Source organism: Pseudomonas sp. PNPG3, assembly GCF_023093815.1.
Lineage (GTDB): Bacteria > Pseudomonadota > Gammaproteobacteria > Pseudomonadales > Pseudomonadaceae > Aquipseudomonas > Aquipseudomonas asiatica.
The window spans coordinates 18,811-29,189 of the sequence record NZ_JALLKV010000065.1 but is presented as its reverse complement, the minus strand read 5'-3'; the positions used below and the strand labels follow the sequence as shown (position 1 = coordinate 29,189).

The following is a 10,379-nucleotide window of genomic DNA, read 5'->3' as shown; positions in this document are numbered from 1 at the left end:
GGCAGCACGGTACCGGAAAGGTCAGGTGTTGCACTCAGTTTTCGCGGCCGCCCTGATTCAGTAAATTCTCTTTTACTGGCTGTGATACGGCAATGAAGTGATTGGAGTTTGATACCGTGGCGGCCATAATAGGCCCTGGTGCCCAGCGTTCAATTGATTTCTGTAGCTCATGAATATATGAGACAACAGTAGTACCATATTTTTTTATCTTTTCTAGCAGCATGCCGTTTACGACGGTGTTGCTTAGCACGACTTTTGGTCGTGGCGTAAATAGATAGCTCAGGATAGTGTTTTTATAAGCCTCAGACTTGTAGTCGGAAAGGACAATGGTCTCACAAATCTTCTCAAACTCTTTTCGCAATACTCCGTCGTTTACAAGCAAAAGCTTGAAATTGTGTCTGCCCGCTTTCTTCCATTCTTTCAGCATAGTAAGAAGAACTATTTGCGCCCCTGCACGTGCTGCATCGTGGCCTAATACGAGGATGTCGGGTGTTGGGTAAGGCTGAGTTGCGCCAGTTTGGAGTAGGCCGAGGCGAGTGGCATTAAGCCAAGCATAACCGTACTTCAGGTCAGGTTCGAGATGATTACCTTCGGCCCATTCGTTCCAAGCATTAATGAAAATAAAACGTCGTTCTGGTGGCTGTAAGGATCTGACCTTGGCAGCCATTGTAGCAAGCCAGAAAGAGTAATATTCTGGAGAAGAGTTAACCCATGAATGCCCCCGCTCTTGACGGCGGGCAGTGTTGTCCCAAGAAGGGGTTACTGCTGGAAAAGTGTTATATCCAAGATCGGAGGCTGTGTAATCTTCAACTAGTTGTTTATAGTCTCTCACTTCACCAGTGAAGGTTTGGGGATCAGATAAATTAACATTTTGCGAAATGTTTCTTGCGGACGAACCCAGAGGCGGAAATTGGATTGCAAAATCATAGCCAATATCGGCAGGGTTAGGCGAATCGAAACTCTGCATGAACGCTAAACAAATTTCACCAAGCCCTTCTTCTCGGCAGACTTCACGCCATATTTCCGCAGTGGCTTTAGCGTTCGGCAACTGCATGGGGCGATAAACAATCAAAAGAGGACGGCCATCCACTTTGATATAGCGCGGGTCTCTAAGCGCAGGCATTAAATCAAGTATGAAGCGCCTGTCGCTTTCTGGCGAATACTGCTGACCGATTAGAACGTGATGGTCCCCCCCGTCCCACGTTCTGGTCCAGTTTTCGTTTGCCCAGCAATAGCAAAATGGTATATCGGGCTTTCCACTTGCGATTAGGCGATCAACAGGCATCTCCATAAGTCTTTTGCCATTGAACCAGTAATAATAGAAGCAAAATCCTTCTATGCCGGATGCTTTGGCTAGCTCGGCTTGCTTTATTAAAATATTTTCGTCGTTCAGGTCATAGTAGCCAATGTCTGGATGTGGGACATGTGGCTGATAGTGTCCTTCATATTGCTGTTTGGCTCTGCGTACATTAGTCCATTCAGTAAAGCCGGTACCCCACCACTCATCATTTTCCGGGAAGGTATGAAATTGAGGAAGATAGATGGCAATCGCACGAATATCTACTTCTGCGTCTGAAATAGTCCCAAGCTTATGTTTGGAGATGTAAGCGATTTTTTTTTCTTGCTTAGCATCAAAGCCTGAATCGTTTAGATCTTGCAGCGTCGCTAAGCTAGTCCCATGCTTGATGTCCAGCTTGCGCCTACTGATCATCAAGTTTGTGCTTACTGTTTCTTCTAGTTCTGGTTGCTCAGCTATTACCTTTTGATAAAGAGACAGAGCTTCAGAATATAGCCCTTGAGAGTACTTTTCGTTGGCTAGTTTTAATTTAGACATGTACTGAGAGCCTGCTTGTCAATTCAGTTAGAAGCGAGTGTAGGGGTTTTGGTACGCTGTTTCGCGGGGTTAAGTGCTTGCTTTGCAATTGATGTCATGCTGTTGGCGAGCGCCAGCCAATCACCGTTAGTAGCGTACTGGGTGTCAGTTGGGCAAATACTAGTTACTTGCTCGTTAAGCTTTGAGATTAATGCGGCTATAAAGTGGTGGTCGCTATTAGATAGTCTGTTCCAGACGGTGGTGTCAATGCGGTTGGGATGAGCGAAGCGCAACTCAAATTTTTTCTCTTCCGCGTCTTGGTTGTCAGCGAACCAGCTGTCTAATACTCCGCAGTCTTCGGGGAATTCAAGGCGTGGATGGGAGTCAAAGTTCTCATCTGAAAAAGTGGCGACTCTATAAGTGAAGGATGGCCATGTTTTCTCGCCGAGCACTACATTGCTGAGCATGATTTCAATGCTGTGATAGTTTTCCATTTGATATGATTTGTTCAGCACTACCCCGTCGTAACGCAGAGTGTCTGGCCATTTATGGAGTATCTCCAGTAGTCGCTCTAGGCCTTTACAAATCATAGCTATGGGGGCGTAATTAGATATTTCGTGCTTGATCGGCGCGTTAAGGAAAGCTATTAGTTTTATAGCGAGCGCTTTGAGTTGTGCCCAATCAGTGGTTGAGAGCTTGCTTAGTGATCCATTGCTGCCTGCTGTGGCAGAGCCTTTTTGCGGTATTAGTAAAATTTCTTTAACACCATCGAACTGATTTGCTGTGCTGAGGAAGTTACTATTTTTTTCGAAGCTAAAGCCTGTGATGTGATCTTCAGATATAGTTTTGAATTTAATGTGATCCACATAGTGATCGCCAACGAAAGTCTCGTTAAGTTCCCACTCAATTATGTGTTTGTCATTGTTGTTGTAGATGAGTTTTGCGTTAAATGAGTCGATTTCCCAAGGTGTTTGAGCTTTCTTTAATAATTTTTTTACTTTGAACTTTTGCTGATCAAGCTCAAGTGACAGTTGGTGGCTTGCTTTTTGCGTTAGTTCAAGGGCTTCTTGAGTTTTATGCAAGGCTGCTAATAGTAATGCGTTCTCACCTTCCAATTCATTGATGAGAGAAAACTCAAGTTTAGTCAAGCCTGGTGCATCATTTTTTTTAGTTGTGATCGTTTTTCTAGTTGAGACCGTTTTTTTATTTAGCTGTTCAAAAAGGTATTTGTCTTCAACTGTTGTGTGCTCGTTGCCAATAAGATCCAGGAGTGATTTAGCCAGTCTATCAAGCTCTCGGAGGCTGTATTTTTTGTCAACGTAACAGTTTATGAGCAGATTAGGTAGCGGAGGTAAAGAAACGGCATTGTTTTTCGGAAGGTCTTTGACTTGAATGTTTGTTTGCCATTTTTTATTAAGAGTCTCGATACAGCGCTCAGTTTGTTCGAGGGCGCAATTCCTAGGAATCAAAACAGAGCGCTCAGGATTTCTCTCTCTAAAAGCAAGCATCGCCTTTGTGGCAACTTCCCATTTGCTTAAAGCGATCTCAAAATCTTTTTCTGTGCAGGTATTGTTAAGAAATAGCTCTGTTAAAATTTCGACTGGAGAGCTATAAACCAATACAAACAGAATGTTCGGATCAAATTGGTGCCAATAGTCAAGTGTCTGGACGCTGTTGGTGTCAGTCCAATGCCATAAAGGCGAGCTGTGATTAGCTAGAAAAATATCGATCGCGATTTGGTCGAAAAGTTTTCCTGCGGATAGTGAGTGTGAGTCGCTATATTGATTTATTCTCTCTAGGGCATTTTCGTGCCACAAATGGATGGAGAACTCGCTATCGTGCCTGGAGTTTTTCGCAGTGGATGATCCTCCTGCGTAAAAAGCTTCGGCTAACTTGTTTAGCGAAGATTGAGTATGTCCAGTTATGCAGAGACTTTTCATTATCAATTTTCTAAATTAAGAATTTTGTGGGGTGTCTGTCTTGGAGTTGGTTGCAAGAATGATTTGTTTAGCATGACTGCACGATTTAAGAGGCTATATGCCGTATTCTGCATTGCATGCTTGTTGGTGGGAGAGCTAAGCCACCATAAGGGCCGGACAGATAATCCAAGCTAAGCGCCGGGTGATAATAAGGATCATCGTTACCTGTTTCAAACCGTCCCGCCAAGAAGTTTTTTTGCTCGCGTAGGGCTCTAGCTCTTTTTTCTGGAGCATCGTCTTTGCCACGGCTAGCAGACTCTGCATGTATCAGTTGGGCAAAAGGGGTCCATGTCGAATGTAGACCCTTTTCCTGTATCCGCAGGCAAAGGTCTACGTCATTAAACGCGACTGGGAATGCGATCTCATCTAGACCTCCTACTGAATCAAATATGGTTTTTCTGATCAGCAAGCACGCCGCCGTCACTGCGCTTTGTCGGTGCGCAATTTGATTCAAGCCTAAATACCCGGAGTCGTTTTCTTGAAGAGTATTCCCAGTATGTGCAGCTAGCCCATTTACACCGACCACTACACCGCCATGTTGCACCATGCGGTTTGGCCACAAAAGCTTCGCACCCACCGCGCCAACGCCCGGTCGATACACCTGTGTAACCATTTCCTTAAGCCAGCCGCTCTCGATAATCTCGATATCGTTGTTCACCAGGCCAATCAACTCGCCCGAGGCAAAACCTGCCGCTCGATTGTTGATCGTCGAATAGTTGAACGGGTAGGGATGCTCCAGAACAATCACGCCCCGTGCTTTGATATCGTCGAAATACGCCAAGGTGTCGGGATCGCTGGACTGGTTGTCTACGACGATGATTTCCAGGTCCGGATAATCGGTGTTGTTAAGCAGTCCTTCGATGCAGGCGTGCAGCAACTTGTACTGATCCCGCGTAGGCACGATCAGGCTCACCCGTGGCAGCTTCTCCGGCAGCGGCCAGTGGGTTCGGAGCAGTGCCGGGTAATCCGGCACACGGCTTACCGCAGCACCTGGTGCCAGCGACTGGCACAACCATTCGACTGCACTCAACCGTTGTGGTGACGGCTCTGCCTGCTCCGGGCTGGCCGGCGCATGGCTGGTTCGGTGATAGAGCACACGCGGCAAGTGCGCGACGCTCGCTTCACTGTTCTGCGTGGCCAGTGCGATACCTGCGGTAAAGTCGTACCAGCCAACGGTTGCTTGTTGTGCTCGGGCTGCCAGTAGCGTGAGGGCTTGCTTGACGATGCCCGCCCCAAAGATCGCCCCCGGCGTGAAGATATCCGCGCCAATGAACAGGTCGATGTCCCACATAGGTTTCAGCCAAGGCAGGCTTCGCTCACCCTGGAGGCCATCACGGTCACAGTCGGCAAATGCCCAGGCGTTGCCGTCGTCCAGCAGCGCGCAAAGGTACGGCAACGCCAACGGGGCCAGGCGATCACCGGCCATCAGGGGCAGAATGCGATCGCAGCCTGCAGCCAGCAGTTGTTGGAGGGCCGCTCGCAAGTCCTCAGGCGCGGTCGTGGCCAACTGGTGCAGGTTCGCACGGTCGTCGCCAAGGCTGTCCAGGCTAGCCCGTTCCAGGTCCGGGTCGCCGTTGCTGATCAGCAGCAGGCCTGCTTTGCCTTGCAGGGGTGGGCGCTCCAGGCCCTCCAAGCGCTGGAAGGCTTCGAACCACTGTGGATAATGTTGCCAGCCTGCGCTTTTCGGCAGGCGCACGGCCTGTTCCTTGGCCACTTCGGTGAGCAGTGCCACGGTGGCGGCATCATGTGTCGGGTCGAGCTTGCGCAGCAGCCCTTCGACCCCCTCCGGCCAACAGCACAGGCGGATAGGGCTGCCGGCCAGCGGCTGGCCCAAGTCGTTCGCCACATCCAGTACGTGCACCTTGCCGTCGGCCAGCTCCCAGGGCAGGTCAATGGCAAAACCATGATCGCTGGTGTCGCGGTAGGCGAGGGCTTGGTTGTGCGCATTGCAGGTAGCGGTGCAGATAACCCGGTTGCCCTCGCGCACTGTCACTTCTACATGGCGGCGAGGCGATTGCGGGTCCCACGACCAGCCGCCCACGCGCAGGCCACCGGTGTGCCATACCTGAGAGGCGGTAGCTGAGGCTTCTAAGTTGGGGGCGATCGGGAGCACGATATCGCCGTCCAGGGCAAAGGCCTGGTTGGCGATACGCGCAGTGATCACCCGTGCCTCGGCCAGCCAGCTCTGACGCAGCTGCACGGCAAAACCATGGAACTGGTCACCTGACGGTGCTTGCGGTTCGTACTGGTCGGCGCGGGCCAGGGCCACACTGGCCCCATCGATGAACACTTCCACCACCGGGCGTTCCTCGGGCTGCGCGGTGTCCATGGCCCAGCCCTGCAGTACATCGCCCTGCAGGGCCAGGATGGCGCCTTTGAATGCATGAAGGGCGACGGAAGGCTGGCCCGCCTGGGGCTTTTCCAGCAGATCTTGGGTCATCAGGCTTGGCTCAGTGAATAGGGGAGGGAGGTCAGCGCTTGCGCGCCGGCTTCGGTGGCGACCGGCCCGGTGCTGGCAAATAGCGCGACGGAGAGTTCGCTGGCGAGCATCGGCGCCTGCCAGCCGGCGCCGGGGGTGTCGTCCAGGCTGAGCACTGCGTCGCAGCCTGCGGCGCGGGCACGCTCGGCAAGGCTGAAACCTTGCAGTGCGGGCAGCCGGTGAACGGCGCCGGTCGCCTGCAGTGCCTTGAGCCAGGGCGTGTCGTCCTTGGCCAGCAACACCAGCGGCAGTTGTTCGCGGATTACCTGCCTGGCCAAAGCCAGCCAGCGTTGGGCAATGACCGGGTTGTTCAGGGCATCGCCTATCAGCAGTACCCGGGGTGAGTCGGTTGCCGTGGCCGAGCGCTCGGTAGTGGCAGGCAGTAGCCACTTGGCCTCGGCATGGGCACCCATATATACGCCTTGCAGAGCTTGCCAGGGCAGTTGCACGCTGGTGGCTTCGCGGGCGAAGCGTTGCCAGTCGTAGTCCCCGTCCCGGCTCAGCAGGCGGTCGTCACTGCAGGCGATGCGGTAAGGCTTGCCTAGCTGGCCGGGTAGCTCGCACAGGGCGATTGGGCAGCGGGCCAGCTGTTCGTAGGCGATATCGGTTACGGGGAGCAGGCGCAATGCTTCTATCAGTTGGTCCAGCTCGCCTGGGATAGCAAAGTCCAGACGCAAGGGCAAAGGGCTCAGAGGCGCTTGCAGCGTCGCCCAGGTGCGATGAGGTTCATGTCGCCAGGCAAGGTTGAATGCTGCTTCGGTGTGGGAGCCATCATGAATGTGCAGAGTTCTGGCCCCGAAGGGTTGGAGTGGCTCGAAGGATGCAGGTTGGGCCGCTGGCCTCATCGCCGGCAAGCCAGCTCCCACAGGGCCCCCGTTGGTCTGGGCTGGCCAGGAGGCTTCGCGGGCAGCAGCGGGAAGGCTCGCCAGTTTGACCAGGCGCGCACGCTGCAGGGCATCGCGGGCCGGCTTGATCGGGTCGCGCAGGGTAAAGGCGTTGTAGCGTGCGGAGGCGTCTGGGTAACGCTTGCGCAGGATGGCGTTGTTGTGGGCCACGCGCAGGGCTTTTTCGGCGCCAAATGAAATGCCGCCCTGGTGGGCCACGAACACATTCGGCGCCCCCATGTGGCGCCAGCCCAGGCCGCGGGCGCGCAGGCACCAGTCAGTTTCCTCGCCGTAGCCGCGGGCCAGATCCACTTCGTCTAGGTAGCCCACTTCATCCAGTGCCGCGCGTTTGATGTACAGGCAGAAGCCGCAGCCTGTTTCAATTTCTATCGGCGGGCTATCGGTCTGTCGGGCCAGTTCATCCAGCTCGGCCTGCGCCTTGGCGCTAGGCATGGCATGGCTGAGCTGGCTTTGCGGAAAGCTCATCAGCTCGCCGTTGTTCGTGAATGGGGTCACCGAGGCGATGCGGGCGTCGCTGTAGGCCACCTGGCGCAGGCGGTCGAGCCAGGCGCCATGCACCCGGGTGTCAGCGTTCAGCCACACCACGTCCTTGTTCGGGCTCAGGGCCATGGCGCGGTTCATGCTGCGGATGAAGCCCAGGTTCACGGCATTGTGCACCAAGGTGATCTTGCCCTTGGCGGCGAGCACCTTTAGCGCCTTGGCCAGGGCTGGCACGGGCGTCTGGTCTTCGATTACTACAAGGCGATGCGGGGTGCGGTTGAGTTTGCGCGCATCGAGTGCGCTGTTGATGCATTCGAGGGTTTCAGTGAGGCCGTCATAGACAGGTATAAGTACGTCCACCGGTTGCTGTTCTCCGCCACCGTTCACGCTGGCGGGCGGTACGAATACCGGCATGGCGTACACTGGGCTGCCGAGCAGGGCGGTGCCATTGGCAAAGTGCAGGTGCACCGCCGCAGTCGGGTTCGGCACGCTCACTCGCAGGCCACCATGTGTGCCGGGCAGCCCTGCAGCGCTGAGCAGTGGGTGCGTGGCGCTGGCCAGGGTGCTCACCTTCACGCCGTTGGCATCAATCTGCAGCGCCGCGGGGGCTTGCAGATTGGCCAGGTCGATCGCCCAGCCCTGGATTACCCGTTGCTCCGGCAGGTAGCGCACCACGCCCACGGTGCGCGGGGCATCGGCTTGTTCGGCCAGTAGCTTGAGTACCTGTGCCAGCTCTTTGCCGGTGTGGATCTCTGGAAGGTGGGCCAAGATCATGCGGCGCAGCTCGGCCGGGGTTTCCGACTGGCTGCGGGCCTGCCACAGCATCATGCGCAGGGCCACGTCGTTGGGTTGGGTTTTCCACGCCGTTGTCAGGTAACGGGTGGCCAGTTCGAAGTGTTGTTGCGCCAGTAGGCTGCGGCCGATCAGGGCGTGGATATCGGCCCGCTCGGGCAGTACCTTGGCGGCATTGCCAAAAAATAAAAACGCCAGCTCAGGCGCCTGCGGCAGGGCCGCGATGCCTTTCCACACCAGTGCCTCCGGTCGATACTCGGTCTGCATTGCGCGGTCGAGTGTGGCGGCGGCCAGGGCATGTTCGTTGGCCTGGCGATGGCGGTGAAAAATGTCCATGAGCGTTTCTCGCCCACGGTCGAGTTGTCTGGACATAAGCGTGGCTTGACTGCAAAAAATAAAAAGAGGGGCGACCCGAAAGTCGCCCCCTTTCGCATACTCCCGGCCTTGCGGCCGGGCGTACGCTTCGCTACGACAGGGCTAGTTACACCTGGCCGTGCAGCACAACGACGTTGTCGATGTGAGCAACAGCTTCGTTGGAACCAACGATGCCCAGGGCCACGTCAGCGTGCGAAGCACCAGCTTCGATCTGAGCAGTCCAGTACTCCTTCTCACCGGCTTCCGAAGCGCGACCCAGAGCCGAGGTGTACAGCGACTCGACGAAGTCGTTGTTGGCTTTGACGCCAGCTTCGTTGGAGGTGACGATGTCTTTGGCAACATCGGCACGGCTTGCACCGTTGAACAGCGAGTTGACCCAGAAGTCCAGGTCTTGTTGCTCAGCGGCGCGGCCCAGTACGTTGGTGTACAGGTCGCGGATGAAGTCGCCGTTCGACTGATCCAGAGTCTGAGCTTCGCTGGAAACAGCGATGGCAGCAGCTACGTCAGCCAGCGAACCGCCGTTGGCCAGCAGGTCGGTCCAGGTGCTTGCACCCGAATCGTCAGCAACACGGCCCAGCAGAGCCAGGTACAGCTCGTTGACATCGGCAGCGTTGTGGGCGCCGGCGAATTCGTTCGAGTTCAGGAACTCGTTGGCGATGTCGGTCAGCGAGGTGCCAGCGTTGACTTGGCCAACGAAGGCTTTGGCGCCTTCCAGGTCAGCGTCACGGTTCAGCACGCCTTGGTACAGGCGCAGGGCAGCAGCTTCGTCAGCGCTGTGAGCCAGGGCCACGGTCTCGACTTCGTCGCCGTTGACGAAGGTCAGGAACTCGGCGTTCGAGATCGAGGCAGTTTGGTTGCCAGTCAGGGTGACGTTGAAGTTGGCGTTCGTAGCGAACTGGTAGTCAGCACGCGAGCCGTCCAGCTGAACGACGTCATAGCCAGCACCAGTGTCGACGATGTCGGTGTGGTCGCTGCCGCTCAGGACGACAGTGTCGCTGCCCGAACCAGTCTTCACGTTGTTGTTGCCAGCGCCAGCGATAACGGTGTTGTTGCCGTTGCCGGTAACGATGGTGTCGTTGCCGTCGCCGCCGTCGATGTAGGTGTTCTGGTCGCCGTTGACGGTGATAACGTCGTTGCCGTTGCCGGTGGTAAGCAGCAGCTCGATTTCGGCGTTGGCATCGGCGCTAACGGCGATGTCGGCAGCCAGGGCAGCGAAGGCTACCGGAGCAACGTTGCCCGACTGACCTTGCAGGGTGACGTTCAGGCTGGCGTCGCTTTCCAGGATGTAAGCACGGGCGCCGGCAGCTTCAGCTTCGGACAGGTCAACAGTGACCAGGTCGGTGACTACACCAGCGATTTCGCCGGTAACTACGTCTACTGCGCCGCTGGCTGGCAGCTCCAAGTTGACGCCGTCGAAGTTGGCGACGTTAACGGTGGTGCCTTCGGCGTCCAGGCCCAGCAGGGAGCTGATGGCGTCTACAGTGCTGTCGGACAGGGTGGTAACTGCCAGGAAGGACTGGAACTCGGTGGACGAGACGGGGCTATCGTATTGCATG

General features: G+C 55.4%; 5 protein-coding genes. All 5 read right to left on the bottom strand.

Annotation, left to right across the window (positions count from 1 at the left end; translation table 11 throughout):
• Positions 1 to 34 precede the first annotated feature (34 nt).
• Positions 35 to 1,834 (bottom strand): glycoside hydrolase family 99-like domain-containing protein, encoded by a 1,800-nt coding sequence (locus MJ643_RS26930; RefSeq protein WP_247727116.1) that lies wholly within the window; start codon positions 1,832 to 1,834, stop codon positions 35 to 37.
• 23 nt (positions 1,835 to 1,857) lie between these two features.
• Positions 1,858 to 3,753 carry a hypothetical protein gene (locus tag MJ643_RS26925; protein ID WP_144084407.1) on the bottom strand — a complete coding sequence of 632 codons (1,896 nt, stop codon included), beginning with the start codon at positions 3,751 to 3,753 and terminating at the stop codon, positions 1,858 to 1,860.
• Between the two features lie 85 nt (positions 3,754 to 3,838).
• Complete coding sequence (locus tag MJ643_RS26920) at positions 3,839 to 6,232, bottom strand: glycosyltransferase family 2 protein (RefSeq protein ID WP_024086468.1); 2,394 nt, start codon at positions 6,230 to 6,232, stop codon at positions 3,839 to 3,841.
• Positions 6,232 to 8,784 carry a glycosyltransferase family 2 protein gene (locus MJ643_RS26915; RefSeq protein ID WP_247727115.1) on the bottom strand — a complete coding sequence of 851 codons (2,553 nt, stop codon included), beginning with the start codon at positions 8,782 to 8,784 and terminating at the stop codon, positions 6,232 to 6,234. Before MJ643_RS26915 ends, MJ643_RS26920 begins: the two co-directional genes overlap by 1 nt.
• Positions 8,785 to 8,929: 145 nt before the next feature.
• Positions 8,930 to 10,378: a DUF4214 domain-containing protein gene (locus MJ643_RS26910; protein WP_024086470.1), complete on the bottom strand. Its 1,449-nt coding sequence runs from the start codon at positions 10,376 to 10,378 to the stop codon at positions 8,930 to 8,932.
• Position 10,379: the final 1 nt, after the last annotated feature.